Origin of the sequence: Sinorhizobium saheli, from assembly GCF_001651875.1 — a bacterium.
Lineage (GTDB): Bacteria > Pseudomonadota > Alphaproteobacteria > Rhizobiales > Rhizobiaceae > Sinorhizobium > Sinorhizobium saheli.
In genome coordinates this window covers 1-23,586 of sequence record NZ_LNQB01000044.1, presented here as the reverse complement: position 1 = coordinate 23,586, position 23,586 = coordinate 1, and the positions used below count along the sequence as shown (strand labels likewise).

20 protein-coding genes are annotated in these 23,586 nt (G+C 63.7%); 10 read left to right on the top strand and 10 right to left on the bottom strand.

What is annotated here, in order from left to right; all coding sequences use genetic code 11:
• Positions 1 to 241 precede the first annotated feature (241 nt).
• The 5 genes from purU to hmgA form a co-directional block, all read right to left on the bottom strand.
• The gene (gene purU, locus ATB98_RS01935; RefSeq protein WP_066868375.1) at positions 242 to 1,126 is read right to left on the bottom strand and encodes a formyltetrahydrofolate deformylase; all 885 of its coding nucleotides are present in this window, start codon (positions 1,124 to 1,126) and stop codon (positions 242 to 244) included.
• Between the two features lie 170 nt (positions 1,127 to 1,296).
• Complete coding sequence (gene maiA, locus ATB98_RS01930; protein WP_066868373.1) at positions 1,297 to 1,935, bottom strand: maleylacetoacetate isomerase; 639 nt, start codon at positions 1,933 to 1,935, stop codon at positions 1,297 to 1,299.
• 34 nt (positions 1,936 to 1,969) lie between these two features.
• On the bottom strand, positions 1,970 to 2,986 hold the full coding sequence (locus ATB98_RS01925) for a fumarylacetoacetate hydrolase family protein (RefSeq protein WP_066868371.1): 1,017 nt from the start codon (positions 2,984 to 2,986) through the stop codon (positions 1,970 to 1,972).
• Positions 2,987 to 2,997: 11 nt separating this feature from the next.
• Positions 2,998 to 3,867, bottom strand: a complete 870-nt coding sequence (locus tag ATB98_RS01920) for an MBL fold metallo-hydrolase (protein WP_066868369.1) — start codon at positions 3,865 to 3,867, stop codon at positions 2,998 to 3,000.
• Positions 3,864 to 5,231 carry a homogentisate 1,2-dioxygenase gene (hmgA, locus tag ATB98_RS01915; protein ID WP_066868367.1) on the bottom strand — a complete coding sequence of 456 codons (1,368 nt, stop codon included), beginning with the start codon at positions 5,229 to 5,231 and terminating at the stop codon, positions 3,864 to 3,866. Before hmgA ends, ATB98_RS01920 begins: the two co-directional genes overlap by 4 nt.
• A gap of 78 nt (positions 5,232 to 5,309) precedes the next feature.
• Here hmgA and ATB98_RS01910 point away from each other — a divergent pair, with 78 nt between their 5' ends.
• A complete protein-coding gene (locus ATB98_RS01910; protein ID WP_066868365.1) occupies positions 5,310 to 5,765 on the top strand; it encodes a MarR family winged helix-turn-helix transcriptional regulator in 456 nt (151 codons plus the stop codon).
• A gap of 93 nt (positions 5,766 to 5,858) precedes the next feature.
• Here the strand turns inward: ATB98_RS01910 and ATB98_RS01905 are convergent, their stop codons facing one another.
• Positions 5,859 to 6,338, bottom strand: coding sequence for an Lrp/AsnC family transcriptional regulator (locus ATB98_RS01905; RefSeq protein WP_066868363.1), 480 nt, complete (start codon positions 6,336 to 6,338; stop codon positions 5,859 to 5,861).
• Positions 6,339 to 6,468: 130 nt separating this feature from the next.
• Between ATB98_RS01905 and hppD the strand changes: the two genes are divergently transcribed.
• A complete protein-coding gene (gene hppD, locus ATB98_RS01900; RefSeq protein WP_066868361.1) occupies positions 6,469 to 7,584 on the top strand; it encodes a 4-hydroxyphenylpyruvate dioxygenase in 1,116 nt (371 codons plus the stop codon).
• A 73-nt stretch (positions 7,585 to 7,657) separates the two neighbouring features.
• Here hppD and ATB98_RS01895 read toward each other — a convergent pair whose 3' ends face one another.
• Positions 7,658 to 8,440 (bottom strand): helix-turn-helix transcriptional regulator, encoded by a 783-nt coding sequence (locus ATB98_RS01895; RefSeq protein ID WP_066868359.1) that lies wholly within the window; start codon positions 8,438 to 8,440, stop codon positions 7,658 to 7,660.
• Positions 8,441 to 9,384: 944 nt separating this feature from the next.
• On the opposite strand from ATB98_RS01895, the gene ATB98_RS01890 reads away from it, so the two are divergent.
• The 6 genes from ATB98_RS01890 (at position 9,385) to ATB98_RS01865 (ending at position 17,667) form a co-directional block, all read left to right on the top strand.
• On the top strand, positions 9,385 to 9,951 hold the full coding sequence (locus ATB98_RS01890; RefSeq protein ID WP_066868357.1) for a hypothetical protein: 567 nt from the start codon (positions 9,385 to 9,387) through the stop codon (positions 9,949 to 9,951).
• 222 nt (positions 9,952 to 10,173) lie between these two features.
• Positions 10,174 to 12,255, top strand: coding sequence for a hypothetical protein (locus tag ATB98_RS01885; protein WP_066868392.1), 2,082 nt, complete (start codon positions 10,174 to 10,176; stop codon positions 12,253 to 12,255).
• Positions 12,256 to 12,276: 21 nt separating this feature from the next.
• The gene (locus ATB98_RS01880) at positions 12,277 to 14,364 is read left to right on the top strand and encodes a type I secretion system permease/ATPase (protein ID WP_066868355.1); all 2,088 of its coding nucleotides are present in this window, start codon (positions 12,277 to 12,279) and stop codon (positions 14,362 to 14,364) included.
• Between the two features lie 2 nt (positions 14,365 to 14,366).
• Positions 14,367 to 15,719, top strand: coding sequence for an HlyD family type I secretion periplasmic adaptor subunit (locus ATB98_RS01875; protein ID WP_066868353.1), 1,353 nt, complete (start codon positions 14,367 to 14,369; stop codon positions 15,717 to 15,719).
• Positions 15,720 to 15,795: 76 nt separating this feature from the next.
• The gene (locus ATB98_RS01870) at positions 15,796 to 16,290 is read left to right on the top strand and encodes a hypothetical protein (RefSeq protein ID WP_066868351.1); all 495 of its coding nucleotides are present in this window, start codon (positions 15,796 to 15,798) and stop codon (positions 16,288 to 16,290) included.
• Positions 16,291 to 16,449: 159 nt separating this feature from the next.
• Complete coding sequence (locus tag ATB98_RS01865) at positions 16,450 to 17,667, top strand: tetratricopeptide repeat protein (protein ID WP_066868349.1); 1,218 nt, start codon at positions 16,450 to 16,452, stop codon at positions 17,665 to 17,667.
• An 83-nt stretch (positions 17,668 to 17,750) separates the two neighbouring features.
• Here ATB98_RS01865 and ATB98_RS01860 read toward each other — a convergent pair whose 3' ends face one another.
• Positions 17,751 to 18,245, bottom strand: coding sequence for a hypothetical protein (locus tag ATB98_RS01860; protein ID WP_234781844.1), 495 nt, complete (start codon positions 18,243 to 18,245; stop codon positions 17,751 to 17,753).
• A gap of 491 nt (positions 18,246 to 18,736) precedes the next feature.
• On the opposite strand from ATB98_RS01860, the gene ATB98_RS01855 reads away from it, so the two are divergent.
• Positions 18,737 to 19,222, top strand: a complete 486-nt coding sequence (locus ATB98_RS01855; protein WP_407695276.1) for a tetratricopeptide repeat protein — start codon at positions 18,737 to 18,739, stop codon at positions 19,220 to 19,222.
• A 52-nt stretch (positions 19,223 to 19,274) separates the two neighbouring features.
• Here the strand turns inward: ATB98_RS01855 and ATB98_RS01850 are convergent, their stop codons facing one another.
• Complete coding sequence (locus ATB98_RS01850) at positions 19,275 to 20,318, bottom strand: class I SAM-dependent methyltransferase (RefSeq protein WP_066868343.1); 1,044 nt, start codon at positions 20,316 to 20,318, stop codon at positions 19,275 to 19,277.
• A 304-nt stretch (positions 20,319 to 20,622) separates the two neighbouring features.
• Here ATB98_RS01850 and ATB98_RS01845 point away from each other — a divergent pair, with 304 nt between their 5' ends.
• Positions 20,623 to 22,626, top strand: a complete 2,004-nt coding sequence (locus tag ATB98_RS01845; protein ID WP_066868389.1) for a putative bifunctional diguanylate cyclase/phosphodiesterase — start codon at positions 20,623 to 20,625, stop codon at positions 22,624 to 22,626.
• A 248-nt stretch (positions 22,627 to 22,874) separates the two neighbouring features.
• On the opposite strand, the gene ATB98_RS01840 is transcribed toward ATB98_RS01845, so the two are convergent.
• A complete protein-coding gene (locus ATB98_RS01840) occupies positions 22,875 to 23,426 on the bottom strand; it encodes a hypothetical protein (RefSeq protein ID WP_066868341.1) in 552 nt (183 codons plus the stop codon).
• Positions 23,427 to 23,586: the final 160 nt, after the last annotated feature.

Sequence of the window (23,586 nt, the reverse complement as noted above, 5' to 3'; positions counted from 1 at the left end):
GCTGCTCGGCCCCTCAACCCGCTGCCGCGACCTTCTCCCCGCCTGCGGGGCGAAGGTCATGCCGCACCGCCTCGCCTTCAACTCCCATATCGCGGAGGCTCGACGGATGAACTCGTCCCCTCTCCCCGCCTGGGGGAGAGGGTTAGGGTGAGGGGCAATCGCCCCACCGAAGCGCTTTGCCAACTCCAGGCGTGACTATAGCCGCGGCACTCGCCGAAGCAACACCGTAACCCCAGTCGCTTCAGCCCATCCGCTCCGAGGCGTAGCTGCCCGGGCTCGGCGGGAAGACGACGACGCGGTTGCCGTTGATGAAGGTACGGTGGTGGATATGCGCGTGCACGGCGCGGGCCAGCACCTGGCTCTCGACGTCGCGGCCGATCGAGACATAATCCTCGGCCGACTGGGCATGGGTGATGCGGGCGATGTCCTGCTCGATGATCGGACCCTCGTCGAGATCGGCGGTGACGTAGTGCGCCGTCGCGCCGATCAGCTTCACGCCGCGCTCATAGGCCTGCTTGTAGGGGTTGGCGCCCTTGAAGGACGGCAGGAAGGAATGGTGGATGTTGATGATCTTCCCCGACATCTTCTTGCAGAGCGCGTCGGACAGAACCTGCATGTAGCGGGCGAGCACGATCAGTTCGGCGCCCGTCTGCTCGACGAGCTCCAGTAGCTGGGCTTCGGCCTTCGGCTTGTTCTCCTTCGTCACCTTGATGCAGTGGAAGGGGATGTCGTGGTTCACCACGACCTTCTGGTAGTCGAAATGGTTGGAGACGACGCCGACGATGTCGATCGGCAGCGCGCCGATCTTCCAGCGATAGAGCAGGTCGTTCAGGCAGTGGCCGAAACGCGACACCATCAGCAGCACCTTCATCCGCTCTTCGGAATCGCGGATGTCCATCGTCATGCCGAAACGCTTGATGATGGGATCAAAACCCTCGCGCAATTCCTCGAGCTTGGCGCCTTCCTGGCTGATGAAGGTCAGGCGCATGAAGAACAGGCCCGTTTCGAGATCGTCGAACTGCGAGCTGTCGCTGATGTAGCAGCCCTTCTCCGCCAGAAAGCCGGTGACGGCGGCGACGATGCCGCGGGTGGATTTACAGGTGACGGTCAGCACATAGCTTTTCATCGATCGGTCTCTCGTTCTTGAGGTGTTGCGCCCCCTTACACGGGCAGTCACGCGAAAACTAGCGCGGCGATCTCCGACCCGCCGATCCATTCGCGACATTGGCTGGACGGAACGGGTCACGGCCGGTCATGGCGGAATGCATCCTTCGGTGAGCCCAAGGCGGACGCGCTTCAAGGCTTCACGCGGTCGGGATGCGCCCTTGCGAAGGCGTCGATTTCGGCGCAGCGCGCATCGATGGCGACGATCCGCGGGCAATCGGACAGATCGACCTCCCAGCGCCGCGCGTTGTAGACCTGCGGCACGAGGCAGATATCCGCCATGGTCGGCCGGTCCCCGTGGCAGAAGGCGCCGGTAGCCGGGTGCTCCAGCATGCGTTCGAGCGCGGCGAGCCCGTCGCCGATGAACTTCTGCATCCAGCCCCGCCGCGCCGCCTCGCCGTCCTCGGCCGCCGCCATCACATGGGCGACGACGCCGAGATTGCAGACCGGATGAATATCCATCGCCACCGCATAGGAAAGCGCGCGGACCCGCTGGCGGCCGATCGGGTCGGAGGGCAGGAAGCCGCTCACCGCCCTCGTTTCGGCGAGATACTCGACGATGGCGAGCGATTGGGTCAACCGCTCGCCATCGATGTCGAGCACGGGCACGAGCCCCTGCGGGTTGCGGGCGAGATGCTCGGGCCCGCGATGGGCCGCGGCGAGCAGATCGACCGGGACGGAGCGATAGGCCTCGCCGACCAGATTGAGGGCGATCCGCACGCGATAGCTCGCCGACGAGCGCCAGTAATCGTAGAGAACGGTCTCGGTCATCCCCTCGCCTCCGATCGATCAGGTGCCCCTCCGCTCAGGCGCGGTCGTATTTCTCGACCGTCTGCTCGATCGCACCGAAGATCGAGTGGCCGGTGCGGTCCTTCATCTCGATGCGGACGACGTCGCCGACCTTCAGGAATTGCGTCCTCGGCGCGCCGCTCGCGATCGTCTCGATCATGCGCAGCTCGGCAATGCAGGAATAGCCCGCGCCGCCCTCCGAGACCGGTTTGCCCGGCCCGCCGTCGAGCTTGTTGGAAACGGTGCCCGAGCCGATGATGCTGCCGGCCGCAAGCGGGCGGGTCCTGGCGGCATGGACGATCAGTTGCGGAAAATCGAAGGTCATGTCGATGCCGGCATTGGCGCGGCCGAAGGGCTTGCCGTTGAGATCGACGTGAAGCGGCAGGTGCAGCTTGCCGCCATCCCAGGCATCGCCGAGCTCGTCCGGCGTCACGGCGACCGGAGAAAAGGCGGACGAGGGCTTGGACTGATAGAAGCCGAAGCCCTTGGCGAGCTCGGCGGGGATGAGGCCGCGCAGCGAAACGTCGTTGACGAGCATGACGAGCCGGATCGCCTCCCGCGCCTCATCGATGCTCGCGCCCATCGGCACGTCGTCGACGACCACCGCGACTTCTCCCTCCATGTCGATGCCCCAGGCCTCGTCGGCCATCGGGATCGGATCGCGGGGCCCGAGAAAACTGTCGGAACCGCCCTGATAGAGGAGCGGGTCGGTCCAGAAGCTCTCCGGCATTTCGGCGTTACGCGCCTTTCTCACGAGTTCGACGTGATTGACATAGGCCGAGCCATCCGCCCACTGGAACGCCCGCGGCAGCGGCGAGGCCGCGTCGTGCTCATGAAAGCGCATGGTCGGCTGCGAGCCGGTCTCGATGCCTTCGGCGACGCGCGCAAGCCGCGGCCCCGCATGCGCCCAGTCATCGAGCGCCGCCTGCAGCGTGCGGACGATATGGCCCACCTCCGAGCAACGGGTCAGGTCCTTCGAGACCACCACGAGCTTGCCGTCGCGGGTGGAGTCCTTGAGTGTCGCCAATTTCATGCAGTCCTCCTCTACGCGGACGAATCATCCGCAAACTCCACAACAAGGCCGTCGGAAGCGACCGTCAAGGCGCCCGGCCAGCTTTTGCGCGCCGCCGCGATCCAGTGGGCTTGCGAGACCTCCGGGTCGTCGGCCGGGATGAGATGGTGAAGCACGAGCCGGCCGACGGCGGCCGCCTTTGCGATCGCGCCCGCCTGTTCTGCGAATGTGTGGCTTGCGAGCAGATGCTCCTTCAGCCGCGCGCCGTTGCCGGTGCGCGCCACCAGCCGGTCGACCCCTGCGGCAAGCATCGCCTCGTGGACGAGAATGTCGGCGCCGCGCGCAAAGTCGGAAAGCGGCGGAAAATAGGCCGTATCGGAGGAGAACACGACCGTGCCCTCCGCGTGATCGAAGCGCAGGGCGAAGCAGTCCGTGACCGGCGGGTGATCGACGCGCAGCGCCGATACGGTGAGGCCGTCCTGCGACAAGACTTCACCCTCCGGGAATTCGGTGATCTCGACGAGGGTGCCGAGATCGGGCCTGCCCTCGTCGATGATCCTGATGTCGATGTCGAATGCCATCGACTGAAGGAAGCCTTGCCAATAGGCGCGCGTACCGGCGGGTCCGAAGACGCGCACCGGACGCGCGAGCCCGGCGGTCCAGGCGGTGTGGATCAGCGGCCCGAGTTCCAGCACGTGGTCCGAATGCAGGTGGGTGACGAAGATCAGGTCCAGCGCCTTGAGCGACATGCCGGCGTCGGTCAGCCCACGGGTGACGCCGAGCCCGCAGTCGACCACAATGCTGCGGCCGCCGATCTCGAGCAGCGAAGAGGTCGGCCAGGGGCCGCCCGGCCGGATCGCCGGGCCGCCCTTGCTGCCGAGCAAGACAAGACGTGCGCTCAAGACCAGTCGCCCTCCGGCGTTCCGTTGAAACGCTTCTTGAGGCCGGCCCAGCAGTCGATGTAATCGTCCTGCAGCGTCTCCAGCTCGGCGGCAAAGCGCGTCAGTTGCTGCGGGAAGCGGGTCTCGAACATGAAGGCCATGGTATTGTCGAGCTTCACCGGTTTCAACTCGCCGCTTGTCGCCTTTTCGAAGCCCAGGGCATCCGGTCCATGCGCCAGCATCATGTTGTGCAGGCTCATGCCGCCGGGTACGAAGCCTTCCTCCTTGGCGTCGTAGCGCCCGTAGATCAGCCCCATGAACTCGCTCATGACGTTGCGGTGGTACCAGGGCGGCCGGAACGTGTGCTCGGCCACCAGCCAGCGCGGCGGGAAGATGACGAAATCGACATTGGCCGTACCCTCCTCTCCCGAAGGCGCCGTCAGCACCGTGAAGATCGACGGGTCCGGATGGTCGAACAGGATCGCGCCGACCGGCGAGAAGGTTTTCAGGTCGTATTTGTAAGGCGCGTAATTGCCGTGCCAGGCGACGACGTCGAGCGGCGAATGGCCGATCTCGACCATGTGGAAGGAGCCGCACCACTTCACCTGCACCCGGCACGGCGTCTCCTTGTCCTCGAAGGCGGCGACCGGCGTCTTGAAGTCGCGCGGATTGGCGAGGCAATTGGCGCCGATCGGCCCACGATCCGGCAGCGTGAACTTGGCACCGTAATTCTCGCAGATGTAGCCGCGCCAGGCCTCCTCCTCGCCGATCCGAGCCACCTTGAACATCGTGCCGCGCGGCACGAGGCAGATTTCCGACGGCGCCACGTCCATCCTGCCGAGCTCGGTGAAGACCTCTATCGCGCCGGTCTCCGGCACGATCAGCAGCTCGCCGTCGGCGTTGAAGAAATAGTCGTCGACCATGTCGGCGTTGAAGACATAGGCATGCGCCGCCATGCCGACCTGGGTCAGCACGTCGCCCGCCGTGGTCATCGTGCGGATGCCTGCGAGAAAGTCGAGCTTCTCCGAGGGTGTCGGCAAGGGGCTCCAGCGCAATTGCCCGAGCGCCAGCGAATGCTCGACGACGTGCGGCGCCGTCCTCCAATACGGATAATCGATCTTCCGGAAGCGGCCGGTGTGCCGCACGCTCGGCCGGATGCGGTAGAGCCAGGAGCGTTCGTTCGTGCCGCGCGGCGCCGTGAACGGCGAGCCGGAGAGCTGCTCGGCATAGAGGCCATATTCGCATTTCTGCGGGCTGTTCTGCCCCTGCGGCAGGGCGCCGGGCAGGCTTTCGGTCTCGAAGTCGTTGCCGAAGCCGGGCATGTAGTTGAGCGCCCGCTGCCCGCCCGTTGAGGCCCCGCGCCGCTTTTCCGTCTTCTCCAACATGGCTTGCACCTCCTCGTCTCCTTGCCTATTAGTTACAATCGTAACTATCGATTTTGTAACTATCAAGGATGTCAGGCCATGGCGCGACACGGGTTCGAGTTGGAGACGTTCCTTCCCTACCGGCTGAACCGGGCGGCGGAATACGTCGCGCTGCGCTTTGCCGCGCAATACAAGGCGCGCTTCGAGCTCACCCGCCCCGAATGGCGGACGCTGGCCGCACTCGGCAGTTCCGGCCGCATGATGACCGCGACCGAGATCGGCGCCCATTCCTCGATGCACAAGACCAAGGTCAGCCGCGCCGTCTTCGCCCTCGAGCAGCGCCGCTGGCTGAAGCGCGAGGAGGACGGTCGCGACCGCCGCTTCGAGCACCTGGCGCTGACGCCGGCGGGTGAGCGGGCCTACGAGGAGTTGACGGAGCTCGCCGGCGCTTACCAGGCGGAATTGGTTTCGATGCTTGGGAAGGAGAATGTGGAGGCGTTGTCGGCTGGCTTGCGGGCCGTGGAGCGGGCGATGAGGATGTCGGCGCGGCGATGAAAAGGCCCCTCCCCAACCCCTCCCACAAGGGGGCGGGGCTAATCTGCCGCACTGTTCCGGGTCCATCTCATCGAAAGCCGAGGGCGCGGCAGGCTAGCCCCTTCCCCGCTCCGGTATCGGCAGCCCCTCGAAACTCTTCAAGGTTTCGAGCACGATCGAGGTCTTCACGTGCTGCACGCTGTCATGCGGCAAGAGCACGTCGTTGACGAAGCGCGAGAGCCCGGCGAGGTCGGGCGTCACCACGCGCAGGTGGTAGTCCATCTCGCCGGTCAGCGCATAGGCCTCCAGCACCTCCGGCAGGCCGGAGACGAGCTTGGCGAAACGCTTGGCATTGTCGCGATTATGGGTGGCGAGCGTCACCGAGATCACCACCATGAGATCGAGCCCGAGCTTCTGCCGGTCGATCTGCGCCTGGTAGCCGGTGATGTAGCCTTCCGCCTCCAGCCGTGTGCGCCGCCGCGAGCACTGGGAGGGTGAAAGCGCGATCCGGTCCGACAATTCGTTGTTGGTCAGATGCCCGTCGCGCTGCAACTCGCTGAGAATTTTGAGATCGAATCCGTCAAGCTGCTCCATTCATGCATCCTCACGCCGCATTCCGCACAATTCATGCATCACTTTCGTCAAATCGCGCAAGAATACAAGCATCATGCACCGGGTTTGCGCCATACTTCAACAAAGTTTGGAGGACAGAAGGAGACTTGTCATGGGCCCGTTCCCGCACGATGCACCGCCTGCAACGATCACGGCGGACAACCCCGCCGGGACGGACGGCTTCGAGTTCGTCGAATTCGCCCATCCGGAGCCCGAAAAGCTCGAGGAGCTCTTCGGCCGCATGGGCTACACCCCGGTCGCGAAGCACCGGACCAGGAACATCACCGTCTGGCGGCAGGGCGACATCAACTACATCCTCAACGCCGAGCCCGGCTCGCATGCCATGCGCTTCGTCGACAAGCACGGCCCCTGCGCCCCGTCGATGGCCTGGCGCGTCGTCGATGCAAAACATGCCTACGAGCACGCGGTCTCGAAGGGGGCCGAACCCTATCCCGGCAACGACAAGACGCTCGACATGCCGGCGATCGTCGGCATCGGCGGCTCGCTCCTCTATTTCGTCGACGCCTACGGTGAAAAGGGCTCCGCCTATGACGCCGAGTTCGAATGGCTCGGCGAGCGCGACCCGAAGCCCGCGGGCGTCGGCTTCTACTATCTCGACCACCTGACCCATAACGTCTATCGCGGCAACATGGACAAGTGGTGGGCCTTCTATCGCGAACTGTTCAACTTCAAGCAGATCCACTACTTCGACATCGATGGCCGCATCACCGGTCTCGTCAGCCGCGCGATCACCTCGCCCTGCGGCAAGATCCGCATTCCGCTGAACGAGTCGAAGGACGATACCAGCCAGATCGAGGAGTATCTGAAGAAGTACAACGGCGAAGGCATCCAGCATATCGCCGTCGGCACCGAGGCGATCTACGATGCCACCGACAAGCTGGCCGGAAATGGCCTGAAGTTCATGCCCGGGCCGCCGGAAACCTATTACGAGATGTCGCACGAACGCGTCCACGGCCATGATGAGCCGATCGACCGGATGAGGAAGCACGGCATCCTGATCGATGGCGAGGGGGTCGTGAACGGCGGCATGACGAAGATCCTGCTGCAGATCTTCTCGAAAACCGTCATCGGCCCGATCTTCTTCGAATTCATCCAGCGCAAGGGTGACGAGGGCTTCGGCGAAGGCAATTTCCGGGCGCTGTTCGAATCGATCGAGGCCGATCAGATCCGTCGCGGTACCCTCAAGAATCCGCAGGCGGCCGAATAGGCGGCAAGACTGTTGCATGTCTCCTAGCGCCGCGCCTCCGTCGCGCGGCGCTGCTTGCATTCAGGGCATCGGGTCAGTTGCGCCAGCGCGATGGTGCGCGAAGCGCGCCGAGTTCGGCGTCGCTCCGGAAGTAGCGTGACGCCGCCTCCGTCCGGTTGCGCACATTCATCTTCTTGTAGATGTTGCGCACATGCACCTTCACCGTATTCTCGGAAAGCCCCAGGCGATCGGCGATGATCTTGTTCTGCGTGCCCATGCAGATGAGGTCGAGAATCTGGACCTCCCGCGTCGTCAGCACGCCCTTGCCGATGTCGCTCTTGCGCTCGATATCGATGGTGTCGCCAGGAGCGTCCTTCTTGACGGCAAGAGCGCCCCCGGAAAGCGCATTCGGCGCCAGGCGCCGGAGCAGCGCCGCGGGAAAATGCTCGCCGCCCTTCATCAACAGGTCGATGGCGGTGAGGCAGACGTCGAGATTGAGGTTCAGGGGCAGGACGCCGTGGACCAGCCCTTCGTCGACAAAGCCCGCGATCGACGTGTCGAGCTCGTCCGCGTTCTCCACGACGAGGCCGATCGCCGCCTTTGGATGGAACTCGCGGATCGTTCGGATGACCACTGGAAATGCTGCCGCCGGCACGCGGTAGAGCATCACCAGGCTGACGTCGACCAGATCCCCGTCGAGGAGACTGTCGGCATCGGAAAGGCTGATGACATCCTGGTCCTGGAACCGCGCGCTGATCGCCTGCGTCAGGCATTCGGCGAACAGGTCGGTCCTCGCGAGCATTACAATCTTGCTTTTTTTCGGCAATAGCTTGTTGTTATCCTCAAATTCGCTCAGGCTCGAGCTCGTCCGATACATTTATCCCCTCCTTGGAACTCCCCTATATTTTTGTGGGCTTTAACCCTTTGGAGAGCACCGGCGCTTAAAATTTCTTCTTGCTAAAATAACGAATTTATCCCGAAGAAAAATTCGTACTGGCTAATGTATCGTAAATATGGGGGATGGGAAACCGCCCAAAAGGATTAGCCGGCTGCCGCATTGCGGTCTAAATCGTTCAAAAACGCACCATTTTTGGGCGAATAAGGCAAGGACGCTCGCAGGACGTTCGAGCGCAGCGGCGTTTTGCCCGTCTCCGGAGAGCCCCTGGCTTTTGAGGGGTAATCTGACGCCGGCAGCGGTCGGCAACCGCCGCATCTCCAGCCACCCGTACTCACAACGGATTATCGATGGCTGATCTCATAAGGCTCGCGGGCGATCGGGCCGGTCCTGCGCCGCCCCGACCCGCCCGCCGGCGACGAACCCAGACCCGCGACCGCGGAAGTCGCCGGATTTCCCAATCGGACCATCAAGTTATCCGTCGACCGGCCGGACGATCGTGCTCCGGCGCCATGACGCACGCGCCGACCTGCGACCTGAAGCCGTCGCTTTCAGCCGTCGGCATCGGTTTCGACCGAGCCGATCACCCGCGCGCCCTAACCACAATTGGTAGCTTTCGTTTCGTCGCATTCCGGCACACACTCTGATCGTCGCACGGCAGTTTGTGTGCGTCTCCGGGCATCTGTTTCGCGTCGTCCGGAAGTATCGATATTGCGTTCGTATGACAAAGCGTATGACTGAGCATTCTTGATACGTAATGAATAAGGCAGATCAGACTGCCAAAAAGCATATTGAAAAGAAGTAGAGAATATATCGAACCCTTTCAGACGACTTTCGTCTGACTATTACGAGAGCCAGCGCCCAAAAAATCCTATAAAAGATGACAGGGTTTCGGTGCTGGCTCCCTCCTCGCAGGGATTTGCTGCATGCCCGATTCCTCGCTAAAGAATCTTGGGCTCCATGAGAACTTCAGCGACGACGAACTGAAGGTGGGTGCACTCGTCGACGGCCTGGCAACGGGCTCTGCCGCTAAAGCGGGCGGCGATGGCCCGGCCAATCACCCCCATCAAGCGGATATGGTCGGCGGCGATTTCGCCTTCACGCTCGGCGACGGCTTTTCCATCACCTTCAACCTCGACCACATCCTGAGCAAGGCGCACGGCGTCTACGACACCGGGTTCAGCATCGTCCAGGCGAACAGCCTGGCGGACCAGGACCGCGCCTACGACATCAGGATGCACAACCAGGGCGAGGCCAACGCCGACGCCCCTGGCGAAACGGCCACCGATGGCCTCGATGTGGCCGACGGCTGGGATCTCAAGGTCGATGAGGATCCCGCCGCCGGCTCCCTGGCCGACGCGTCCACCGGCCTCGCCGACGCGGCCTTCCACCACGAGATCGTCCAGGGCGCGAACCTGCTCAGCCATGCCGTGGACGCCGCGGGTGACGACCCGCGCCTCACCCCTGTCGGAACCGACGGCGACGTCGACTGACCCCTGCATGTTTGCCTGAATCGGCGCCGGTTCAGGCAAACATGCAGCCATTCAATGCTACCGCGCCGTGCTCCGGAGACGGAAAACCGGTGCGGCAGGAACAAAAGAGACATCGGCCGATGTCACGATGGAGACCCGACCGCCAACGGCCAAGCCGCCATGCCGTCGTTGCTCCGTCGCCCCGAAGTCTCCCTTTGCTGCGGAAAAGGGAAGGATCGGATGATGGACCCGGAGAAGGTCAATGAGATTGTTGCACACTTCATCGGGCTGTTCGAAACGGCTGTCGATGAGGCGCGCATAAGGTATCATTACTTGCAGGGCGCCCGCCTCGAGAAGGCCGAGCGGCCCGATGCCGAGGACGAGGCGCCATCGACTGAATTCGAGTCCCGCTTCGAATTGAAGAACTACGATCCCGAGATCTTCTACGAGCGCCCGACCTATGACGCCGCCCGTCTCGACGCCCCGGAGCACGTCCATCTCTCCCGCGATTTTCGCGCCGACCCGGCAAGCGCCGCCACGACGGCATCGGAGGAGATAGCCTACGGGCCCACGCTCAAGGCCGCGGATACGCTCGGCAACGCGCACGAGGCGCCCCCCGACCTTGCCTGGTCGCCCTATGGCGGACCGAGCTCCGTCGTCAGCCATACCGTAGAGACCAGTGTCGTTCAGGATGACGACGTCGTGAACACGACCGGCACGCCGGTGCCGCCGCGCGACCTCACCCCTGTCGACGATGCGCTTGCGAACTCCCTGGCGCAGGCGACGGCCGCATCCCCCTTCGCGCAGATGGGCGCGAGCGCCGCCGCCTCTTCTCCCGCCGCCGCGGCGGCAGCCGTGCAGCGCGCCGCCACCGAGGCGGGCGGCGGCAAGCCTGCGGAGCACGCCCGGCCCGATGAAGCCGGCGAGCCCCGCCAGGACCCGGCGCGCACGCCGCAGGCCGCTTCGCCGGACGAGCTCGCGAGGAACGAACACGGCGATGCCGTCCTCACCGCCGACCGCATCGACGGCACCTATGTCAACGGGATACGCGTCGAGATCGCGCCGGGTCTCGCCGAGGCTCCGCCCGATCGCGGCGTCGCGCCGGCGAAACCGGACGATGGCGGCGCGCTGCCGCAAGCGGGCGACGCCACCATCCATGTCGACGCGGGGGCCAATGTCGTCGGCAACGTCGCCAGCATCGTCAGCACCGTCACGGTCGCGCCGGTGACGGCCGTCATGGGCGACTATCACCAGATCGATGCCATCTCGCAATTCTACGCCAGCGCAGATCGCGACACGCTCGGCGGGGCGATCGCAGAGGTTTCCGGAGCCGCCTCGACGACCGTCGCCCTCAACATCGCACGCTTCCAGGAGCGCGAAGCCGATCACCCTTCGCCGGGCGGCGAGAAGCTCCTTGACGACGGCTTTCCCACGAGCTGGCGCGTGAGCGTCGTCGAGGGCGATCTTTCCTTCGTTCAATGGGTCCAGCAATACAGTTTCTCGAGCGACAACGACACGGTGACCATCACCACCACCGGCACCGAGACGACCGTGCTCACCGGCGCCAACGTCGCCGTCAACTTCACCTCCTATCTCGGGCTCGGCGAGCATTACGACCTGGTCATCGTCGGCGGCCAGGTGCTGGACCTCAATGTCATCAGCCAAATTTCGATCCTCTACGACAATGATCAAGTCGAGGGCGTGTCCGCCGGCAGCGGCATCTCCCTCGACGGAAGCGGCAACCTCGTCTGGAACGCCGCCTCGATCGAGAACGTTGGCGGCAACGACCGCTTCGAGGCGATGCCGGATTACATCCGCCAGGCGGCCGACAACATCCGCGGGGGCATCGACGCGCTGCCGGAGGAGCTCGCGCGCGACCAGAGCTTCGAGGGCTATTCCAGCCTGCACATCCTCTACATCACCGGCAATCTCTACGACATCAACATCGTCCAGCAGGTGAGCATCCTCGGCGATGCCGACTCCGTGAGCCAAGTGGCGAACGCGGTGCTCGAGGAGGCGTCGGATGCCGAAGTCACGGTGCGCACCGGCGACAACGCCGTCATCAACATCGCGGAGATCATCGATTGCGACAGCCTCAACCAGACGACCTATGTCGCCGGAGAGGTCTATTCCGACGCGATCCTCATCCAGTCCGGAATAATCGACGGCGCGCCGGACCTCCGGCCGGGGGGCGGCGGGCTCGCAAACGAAGTCATCGCCTTCATCGGCGACGACGACCCGCGCGCGCCCGTGGATGGCGGCGATGGCGGCACCGACCCGTCCGGCGACCAGTGGAGCGACGTCATGCAGACGGTCTTGAGTTAAGGCGAGCGCGAGGGAGCGGATATGAACCACCATTCAAAGTGGCATGTCGGTCGGGGCGGGCCTTCGCGCCACGGAATTCGGGGAATGAAACTGGCGGAGGTGACCGAAGCGCTGCCGGAGCGGCAGGAGGCCGAGCCGGACGCGGAGGCCTGCCCGGTGACCGACACGCGGACGCGCAGGCCGGCGCCGGCCATCGAGAAGCGCCGCCGTGGCGAAGGCGATGCGGCCAAGATGAAGGCCCGGCCGGCCCCCAGCCTGCCGCGCACGATCGACAACGACCCGGGGCCGATGAAGGAGGGCGACCTGCGCCCGATCGGGCGCGGCGACCACGACGAAGGCGGACCGGCCGAAGGCGGTGGCCGCAGCGGCGGACACGCTTTTCACAGGCGCATGGGACCGACGAGCTTCGCCGCGAGCCTCAACAACGGCATGGCGGCCGTCAGACGCAACCTGTTGATCGTCGTCGGCTTCACCGTGGCGATCAACGTCCTCGTGCTCGCCATCCCCATCTACCTTTTCCAGATCTCCGACCGGGTGCTCACCAGCCGCTCGCAGGATACGCTGGTCATGCTCACCCTCGCCGTTCTCGGCGCCATCGTCCTGCAGGTGATCCTCGACGCGATCCGCCGTTTCATCCTGATGCGCACCGCCGTCGAGATCGAGGTCCAGCTCGGCGCACCGATCCTCAGCGCCGCGGCACGCGCCTCGCTGACGGGCAACGGACGGGACTACCAGGTGCTGGGCGACCTGCAGCAGCTTCGCGCCTTCATCACCTCGGGCACGCTGATCGCGTTCCTCGATGCGCCGCTGACGCCGCTTTTCGTCGTGGTCGTCTATCTGATCCAGCCGCAGCTCGGGATGATCGTCATCCTCTGCTGCGTCACCCTCTTCATCATCGCCTTTCTCAACCAGAAGGCGACGGCCAAGCCCTACAGCGACGCGAATGCTGCCCTCGGGAGGGCGAATTTCCATCTCGATTCGATGTCGCGCAACGCACAGCTCATCAATGCGCTCGCGATGATTCCCGAGGCGGTGAAGATGTGGGGCCACGAGACGGCCGCTTCCCTGAAGGCGCAGGTCTACGCCCAGGACCGCAACATCATGTTCACCGGCGCCTCGAGGGCCGCGCGGTTGTTCACCCAGGTCGCCCTGCTCGGCTGGGGCGCACATTTGTCGATGGCCGGGCACCTGACCGGTGGCATGGTCATCGCCGCCTCGATCATCGCCGGGCGTGCGCTGGCGCCGGTCGAGGGCGCCATCGAGGGCTGGAACCAGCTCAACCATTCGCGCGCCGCCTACGGACGGATCAAGCAGCTTCTCCTCGGCTCGCCCTTGAACTTCCCGCGGCTACGCCTGCCGAACCCGCAGGGCCGGCTCGACGTCGAGCGCATCCTCTTCGTCCCGCCGCCGCAGAAGCGCGTGATCCTGAACGGCATCTCCTTCTCGCTGGCACGGGGGGAGTCGCTGGCGATCATCGGCAATTCCGGCTCCGGCAAGACGACCCTCGGCAAGATGCTGGTCGGTTCGATCCTGCCGACCTCCGGCAGCGTCCGGCTCGATCTCATGGACCTCAGGAACTGGGACCAGCGCCAGTTCGGCGAGAGCATCGGCTACCTGCCGCAGGACGTTCAGCTCTTTCCCGGCACGATCAAGGCCAATATCTGTCGCATGCGCGACGACGTGGACGACAGCATGGTCTACGAGGCGGCCGTGCTCGCCGACGTGCACGAGCTGATCGCGACCTTTCCCCAAGGCTATGAGACCGTCGTCGCCGCCGACGGCGCGCCGCTCTCCGGCGGCCAGAAGCAGCGCATAGCCCTGGCGCGCGCCTTCTTCGGCAATCCGAAATTCGTCGTTCTCGACGAGCCGAACTCCAATCTCGACAGCAATGGCGAGGCCGCCCTGGCGCGGGCGCTGCTGCATGCCAGGAAACAGGGGATCACCACCGTGACCATCACCCAGCGCCCCGCCCTCCTGCAATGCGTCGACAAGATCATGGTCTTGCACGAGGGGACCGTCGCCATGTTCGGTGCGCGAGCCGAGGTGCTCGCGGCGCTCGGCGCGAAGCCGGAGGGCGAGCGGGCGCAACCGCGCGTGCAGGGAGAATGACGATGCAGGGCGACAGGCAGGGCAGCGATCCCGGAAATGCGGTGGAATGGTATGCCGAGGTTCCCCGCTCGATCAAAGGCTACGGCCTCGCGGGCCTGGCACTGATCGCGGCCTGCTTCGGCGGCTTCGGCTACTGGGCCTTCGCCGCGCCGCTCGCCGCGGCGATCATCGCCCAGGGGAGTTTCGTCGCCAACGGCAACAACAAGATCGTCCAGCATCTGGAGGGCGGCATCATCGAGGAACTGCTGGTCACCGAGGGCGACAAGGTCGAGGCCGGCGACGTTCTCGTCAAGCTGGACCAGACGGCGGCGCGCGCCAACGAGCGCATGCTCCAACTCAAGCGCCTGCGCCTGGAGGCGGTCGTGGCGCGGCTCAAGGCCGAGGCGATGGGCAGCGACACGTTTCAGATCCCCGAGATCGTCGCAAGGCAGGCCGACGATCCGGACGTGCGCGCCATCGTCGAAAGCCAGAACGTCAATTTCCAAAGCAAGAAGATCAAGCTGCGCGACCAGTTGAACCTCATCGACCAGAACATCCGCTCGCTCGAGTTCCGCGCCAAGGGCTATGCCCTGCAGCAGGCGTCCTTCAACAGGCAGCTCGAGATCCTCAACGAGGAACGGCAGGTCAAGAGCAGGCTGGCCGAGAGCGGCCTGATCCGGCGACCGGAACTGCTGGCGCTGGACCGCGCGATCGCCGACGCGATCGGCGAGATCGGCCGGCTCGAATCCGAGGTGAAGGAGAGTTACACGCAGATCGACCGCTACCGCCAGGAAGCCGTCATCGCCGTCAACACCAACAAGCAGGCGGCGCTCGACGGCCTGGAAGCGGCCGAGGCGGATCTCGACAGCGTGCGCGAGCAGGTGCGCGAGGCGGCGGAAGTGCTCGGCCGCGCCACCATCCGATCGCCGGTCGACGGCACCGTCGTGCGCAGCTACTTCCACACGGCCGGCGGCGTCATCGCCACCGGCAAGCCGATCATGGAGATCCTGCCGGCCAACGTGCCGCTGATCATCGAGGCGCAGGTCTTGAGGACAGCCATCGATCAGCTCAAGGTGGGCGAGGATGCGACGATCCGGCTCTCCGCGCTGAACCGCCGCACGACGCCGGTGCTGAACGGCAAGCTCTTCTACGTCTCGGCCGACTCGATCGAGGAGGAGGTCGCCGGCGGCCAGCAGCGCGACGTCTACATCGTCCGCGTCGAGGTGCCCGCGAGCGAGATCCGCCGCATCCACGGCTTCCATCCCGTTCCGGGCATGCCGGCGGAGGTCCTGATCAAGACCTCGGAGCGCACCTTCTTCGAATATCTGACGAAGCCGATAACCGACAGCATGTCGCGCGCGTTCAAGGAAACCTGAGCATGACGAATGCCGCCCCTATCGGCTGCGGACCAGGGAACAGCCGCCCCGCATCGCCGGAATCTAGGAGGTCGCCATGGCGGCTGCACAGGATGTACTTTTGCTCGTTGGGCGCCTGAACTATGTCTGGACCAACACCGAAAGCCTGCTGATCTACGTCATCGCCCACCTGTTGAAGGTGGAGAAGGAAGCGGCGATCATCGTCTTCCTGACGCTGAACACGACGCGCGCGCGCATCGATCTCACCGAGCGGCTGGCGAAGCTGCCGGCGACCCCGGCCGAGACGCGCGACGAGGTGCTTGCCATCACGGAGCGCCTGAAACAGCAGTCGAAGATGCGCAACAAGTACAACCATTGCATCTACTCCTTCGACGAGCGGGGCGCGATTTCAAGCACGCAGCTCATGCGGCTGGTCGAAGGCGAAAAGGACGTGCGCTACGGCAAGGTCGAGCAGGTCGACGCCCGCGAACTGGAGCGCCTCGAAAACGCAATCCGCGAGATCACCGACATCAGCAAGCGCCTCTGGGCCTTCATCCGCTCGCGCCCGAATTTCGACGAGCGCTTGATCTGATTCGGATCACCCAAACGTATGGTAGTATCCTGCCGAATTTTGGTGTATGATTGCCGAAGCAATTGAAGCTTCGACAGATTTTGTTTTTTACCACTTATTCTTGATAGCCATTGCCATTTTTTATTCGACGTCATGTATTTCTGCCTCGGAGAGGCGAAAATGAAAATAGATATTGTCGAGTACATCAAAGAATTTGAAGCAATTCGCGACGACTGGAACCGCGTATATCTCTCAGACCCGGAATCAAACCCTTTTCTTTCCTGGTCCTGGTTGCACGAATACCTGTCGTGTCGAGACCGGTGGTTCATTTTGGCGTTGAAACACCAGGATGACAGCGCGCGTTATGACGCCTTGCTGCCGCTCGAGTTGACAACCTGTGAGGACGAGGAGAGCGGGCTTTTCTGCGACGAGCTCCGCCTGATCGGCAATGGCGGCACCGGTCATGCCGGCTTCCTATCGAAACCGGGCGGAGCGAACGAGGCGGCGGACGCGTTCGGGCGCTTCTTCCTCGCCGAAGACTGGGCGAGCATCCGGTTCGACTGCTGCTGCCCGCTATCCGGCCGGCTGAAACGGTTGATCGACGCCTTTCCGGACGAAACCTTTGTCCATGTCTCCCCCGACGAGCCGGCGAGACCGGGCGCCGACGGCCGCCCCCTCCGCAACATGTTCGTCAAGACCCGGACGGGCCGAAACCTCCACGACCGGCTGAACCGCCGCAGCGTCGAGCTCGTGTTCGAACGCGCAACGACCCTGCATGTGCAAGGCGACCTCGACCGGGCGGAGGCGGGCTACCGGCAGGTGATCCGCACCGTTCCCGGGCATGTTCATGCACGCTACGGGCTGGCGCGGCTCTTGAGCGACCGGGACGACAATGCCGAGGCGGAATATCTCTATCGCGGCCTGGCAGCCGCCGTGCCGGACGACGACGACATCCGCCATCGGCTGGGCGACGCGCAGATAGCGCAGGGCTCTTACCGGGAGGCAAGTGCGACGTTCGGCGACCTGCTTGCCCGCCAGCCGCATCTCGGCATCGTGCGCTACAAGCTCGCGGTGACGCTGCTGGCCGCAGGCCGGAAAGATACGGCAATCGCCGTCTTTCAGAGTTTCGACAACGTCGCATCCGACGATGCGGATCACGTTCGCTGCAAGCTGAAGGCGCGCGAGATCCTCACGCGCCTGCACGTTGCCAGCCATCTCGAGAAAGAGGAAACGGCACTCCGCCCGGCTTGCCTGGAACCGGACGACGGCGCGCCCTCGGTCCGCTTCCTGACGGCAACGCCGCTGCTGCTGCAGCCTTCGCTGCCCGGCGGCGCCTGGGCGCGTCTCCACGCCGGCCCGTCGCCCTACGACGGCAGAGGATCGAGACTGAAGCATTGACGCGCGTTCCAACATCGCGCGTCCCCTTGGTCGCTGCCGCGGTTTGAAGCGCTGCAGGTCTTCGTCCTGAAATCGTGGTCGATCTAAAGCATGTCGCCCTTGCGGATCCGCCGGATGATCGCGATGTGCGAAGCGAGGCACGCGGCGGACACGAGAACGAACAGCGCGACCCAGAGCGCCGAGTCGATTGTCGGCAGCAGCGCCCAGTCACCCCGAAGCAATTGCGGCAGCGAGAGACCGGCCAAGCCGGCCTGCGCGCTCGCCGCCCGAACAAGGCCGAGCCCCGCCGCAACCAGCGCCAGGTGCGCGTGGATGAAGCGCGCCCGCGGGTGACGTTCCGGCCGCGCGGCAAGATAGATGCCCGCGAGCGCGGCAAGCGCCAATAAACTCACCGCGACCGCGCCGTCCATGCCGGGAAGCGCGAGGAGCAGGAAGACCGGCTCGCGCATCGCCGGAAGGACGGTCATATAGAGCTCCCAGGCCCAGGGGCTCGCGGGATGCTGGTGAAGCAGGGCCATGCTGACGAGAAGTGTCGCGGCGAGCGTATAGGCCAGGCTTGGCCCCAGTCGTATTGCCATCAGAGCCGAGAATCGCATAAGTCCTGCACACCCTTGAAGCAAGTTGAAGTCCTGAACGATGTTCGCGCATCTGAAAAGATGCTACTGCATGTCCTCGAATCGACCTCGATTCAAGGAGACAGGCGGCAATTCGAAGTGCTACAGCGACCTTTGCGCCTCTGGTAAGACGCGCGGCACTGTAGGACTGCCGGAGGCCGAATCGCCAAGAGGAATGTATGAGGTGATGCTTAACTGGAGCTTACCGTCGATCTTTGCAGGCGGATCCGGACTGCGAGGTGGGGCCGCGGCCGAACCTCACTTGCCCTTGCACTCCATCGCGCCGGGCAATCTGTGTCGCTTTAATGCGACTCATCGCGTCAATTCTTCATTTGTTAGCATTTTTTCCGCAGGATTTCCGGTGAGCGACATCGTGCGTATGGCTAGGATGACCTGAACGCTTGGGAGTAGGAATGGTCGGGTTTCAGAAAAGATCGCAGATCGGATGGCTTGCGTTGGCGTTGACCGCAACGGTCGCTCTCGCCGGGTGCCAGTCCGCCGCCCTCGACGACGTGGCCGCCTTCGGCGACAGCGCCAACACACTCAAGGATGACTCCGACGTCGCCTTCTACAAGAACGACGAGTTGATCGTGAAGGGCAAGCTCCAGTTCCAGGAAAAGAACTACGGCAAGTCTTACGCGATCTACAAGCGTGCCGTCGCCGTCTTCCCGGAGGATCCCGCCGCCTGGCTGGGTTTTGCCGCCTCCGCCGACATGATCGCGCGCTTCGACACCGCCGACGTCGCCTACAAGCAGCTCGCCAAGATGATCGGCAACACGCCGGTCTACTATAACAATCTCGGCTATTCCCATCTGCTGCGCGGCAACCTGCCGAATGCGCGCCGCTATTTCCTGAAGGCCTACGAGCTCGATCCGACGAACGAGACGACCGCGCGAAACCTCGAGCTGATGAAGAACAGCGTGAAGTTCGCGCAGCGCTGACGGCTTTTGAGGTGCAGGATCGAGGCCCGCTGAGCGCGGGCCTCGAATGCCCTTACGGGCGCTTCTGGATAATGCCGTAGACGATGTTGCGGTTGGCGCCGAACTCCAATCGCGCGTCGACGTTGTTGCGGTCGACGCTGGCGTTGATGATCCTCCACATGTCCGCTTCCGAACGCAGCAGCAGCGCCCAGTTCATGAAGGTTTCCATGTAGCCATCGTCGCGGATGTCGTCGGCGAAATTGGCGAAGAGGAAGACGCCGTTGGGCTTCAGCATCTGCAGGCATCTCTGGGTGAGCTTCACCGCCACCTTGTCGGCCAGGTAGTCGAAAAGACCCGCCGCGTAGACGAAGTCGAACTGGCCGAGATTGTAGCCCCTGCCGAGAAGGCCGCGAACGGAACCGTCGATGGCCTCGACCGGGGTTCCCCGGAAATCACGCGCAATCAAACCGACGCTCAAGGGGTCCTGGTCGAGCGCAACCCAGCGCTTTATCCGCCCTTCCTTGAGCGCGACGGAGCGGTCGGCCTCGCGCAGGTGCCCGGCGGCGATCGTCAGGATTTCCGTGTCGGGCCCCCGTTCGGCCGCAACCGCATCGACATGCTGCGTCAAGAGATCGCGCCGCTCGCGCACGGCGACCGACGACGGCGCATCCTTGGTGTAGTCGTAGAGTGCGCGCCCCAGCGGCGAGGCCTTGGCGATTTCCTCGGAAATGCTGGGATGGCCGTAGATGAAGTCGATCAGTTGCGCGTCGCCGGAATAGCCGCGCGGCTTTTCGAAAGACCAGCGCGTGAACGGATCCTGGTGAAAGAAATCCGCCAGCGGGTGATTCTGCACGATCGGGATCAGTGCATGCCAGACGCTCGGGTCGACCCGGCGACGGAGCTCGTGCAGCGCCCGGATGAGCTGGTGGATGATCGCCGCCGGCTCCCCGCCCTGCTCGACCCTTTGCTGTGCAATCATCAGCGCAAGAGCGGCTTCGGCCTCGGCCGTCGCGAGCTGCTCGTCGTGGCGATCGGTCCTGGAAGATGAAAGTTCGGTTGAAATGGCAAGTGGGGTGATGAGGCTTTCGCCGTCGAAGACAATCTGATTTTGGGTCACGCGAGACTCGTTCGTTAATAGTCTGTTAACAGTATGCGCAGGAATTGGACGCGCGCCAGTCCACCCTCCAAGCTTTCGAATAATATGGTTAACGCGACGAAAGATTGAATTGAAACGCTACGTTGGCAAGCGCGCAATTGAACTTATTCAATTCAGCAAAACTTAATCGGCCCGTACTAATGTGCCGAACAATGCTGCACGTCCTTAGTAACTGCCTTGATGGAAAGCAGTCGTGGAACGTGCAGGGGCGCTTGTGGAAGAGACGAGTCAGGCTCTACAAGAAGACGCAAAAATGGATCGGTGCATGAGGCACACGTTGGCCGACGTAGTTGATATTGACCTCCACAGGGAGCCGCCGAGACCGGCGTCGGCCGAGCTTCGCTTGCGCTACGAGGAGGAGGGAGAGGCTGCACGCCGGCAGGCGACGCGGCACGGATTCTGGACCGCGGTCGCAGTCTATCTGCTCTTCTCGATAACCGACATCCTGCTCGTCGCGGACGTTGCGCATCTGACGATCGCCGCACGCTTCGCGATCGGTTTCGTCGCGCTCGTGGTGATCGAGACGCAGGCTCGCTTCAACGCGAGTGCAAACGCAATCGATCGTGCCGCCGCGACGGCACTCGTGGCGGCCTATGCCGGCTGGCTTTACCCGGCGATGATGACCGCGGACACGCAAAGCATCTCTTATTACATGGTCTTCGGCGCAATCTTCATGATGAGCGTCAATCTATTCTTCAGTTTTCAGTTCCGCCTGTCCCTTTTCGCTTCCGTCGCCATTCTCCTGATTTTCTTTGCGGCGGTGCTTTCCTTTTCCGCCGCGGATATCTCCTACCGGCTCGCCTTCGGGACCTTCAACATCTCCTGCTTCGTCTTCACCTCCTATGTGAACTGGAAGCTCAACAGGGAGCGCTACAAGGTCTTTCTCAACGCCTTCGAGGCAAGGATTCAGCACAGGGAGGCTTCCGAGCGCGGCAAGGCGCTGCTCAGGCTGTCGAACACCGACTCGCTCACCGGCCTCGACAATCGCCGCGCCGTCGACCAGAAGCTCCGCGATTACTGGAACGACTGGCAGAGAAGGGGCGAGAGCTTCGCCGCGATCCTCATCGACGTCGACTTCTTCAAAAGATACAACGACTTCTACGGTCACCAGGAGGGCGATCGCTGCCTCGTCCTCGTTGCCAATGCCCTCAAGGAATCGATCGAGCCGTACAATGGCTCGATCGGGCGCTACGGCGGCGAGGAATTCATCGTGCTTGCGCGCCTTGGGACGCGAGAGCAGGTGGAGGATCTGGCCGAGACCATTCGCTGCGGCGTCGAGAACCTCGCATTGCCGCACGAGCAGAGACGCGACGGCATGTCGATCGTCACCGTGAGCGTCGGCGCCGCCTTCACCAGGAGCCAGACCGGGTCGAAGCTCGAAAGGCTGATCCACGAAGCGGATCGCGCGCTCTATGGGGCGAAGGCCACCGGGCGGAACTGTACCCGGCTGTTCGACCCCAACGACCCCCAGAGCAGCGACGAGAGCGAGAACATCGCGGCCCTCCTGAAGATCGCGATCGACCAGGACCTCGTCTCGCTCGTCTACCAGCCGATCCGCAACGTAGCGTCGGGCCAGATCGATGCCGTCGAGGCGCTGATGCGGCTCAGGATGCTGGACGGCACCTCCGTCCCGCCGAGCCTCTTCATTCCGATCGCCGAGCGGACCGGCGCCATCCTCGACCTCGGCCGGTGGGCGATAAGGACGGTGTGCCACGAATTGCTGGCGAATGATGACATCCCCGTGGTCAGCGTGAACGTCTCTCCGATCCAGCTGAGATCGCCCGGCTTTGCCGCTTCCGTCGCGGCGATCCTCGGCGAGACCCGCGTGGCCGGCAGCAGGCTCGCCCTCGAAATCACCGAGGGGCTCGAGATGGAGATGCATTCGGACATCCTTCGCTGCATCAGCGATCTGAAGACACTCGGCGTCAGAATATGGCTCGACGACTTCGGAACGGGGTTCGCGGGCCTGTCATGGCTGCGCCTGATCGATTTCGACACGGTGAAGATCGACCGCTCGTTCCTTCACGATTGCGACACGCCGAAGGGCAAGGCGATGCTCAGGGACATCATCGGCCTCGTGCGCAACCGCGGCCCCAAGATCCTGGTGGAGGGCGTGGAGACCGAGGAGCAACTGGCGCTCATGCGGCAGTTTCAGATCGACCAGGTCCAGGGCTTCCACGTCGGCCGCCCCGCGCCTGCCCGAACGTTCCAGCCGGCAAAGGCCATGGCTCGTCGTCCGGCTCGCGCGAAACCGGCCAAATACCTGTAGAGGAAGAGCGCCAGCGCTTCGGTGCTAGAGGATTTTGCAGTCAGGTGGAATCACCTGACGTTGCGCAAATGCGGCAAAAACAAACAGATAGAGCGGTGGCGCGAAGGCATGTGAGCGCATCCCGCTCCAGATCACGATGATTTTAGGTCTGGTCGACCTGAAATCATGAACGTGATCGATTCTAACAGGTTAGAGCGGGATGCGGGCGGAAAACCGCGCACACTTTTCCTCATCCCGCTCGAGGCGCGTCAACGCACCTTCCGCAGGATCAGTTTGCCTTCCGGCGAAACCGAGCGTTCGTAGCGCGGCAGATCGGCGACCGAGAGGCCTTCGCCGCCGCTCTCCGAGTTGTCGTCCGTCGCCGGCAAGTCCGCGGCGGCCGTCGTGGGCGACGGCGCGAGGCGTTGCTTCACCTCCTTGCCGGGCGCGCTCAGGATCAGCGAGCCGCCGGAAGCAGGCAAGCCGGACTGCATCCGACCGTCGAGGGCGGAAACGTCCTTGCCGAGCCTTTCGACATGCTGGCGGATGGCGGTCAGTTCATCGCTTTTCGCAACCTTGCGGGCCTGTTTGTCGATCTGCAGCTTCAGGCCGTCGATCGAGCGTTTGACGGCCGAGAGAGCCTCGCGGCTTTCGCGCACGTCGGCGGCGTTCTTGGCGGTATAAAGCAGCGTACCCGCATTCAACGGCAGAAACACCAGCGCCAGGGCGATAAATGGCGCGAACCGCGCCCGGTTCGACTCGCCCGCCGCCCGCTCGCCCCTCGCGTCGGGTTCGACTTCGATATCAGCAATGCCGACCATTGACCTTTACTCCGCCGCAAGCCGGGCCGTGGCCCTTGAGCATATCCCCGGTAATGACCGGACCGTTGATTGTGCAGCCTAACAGGCTGCTGAAAATCGTGTTGCGTTACCGCAAGCCATCGCGGTTGGTGCGATTTTTTGGCGGATTTCGGCAGGATTT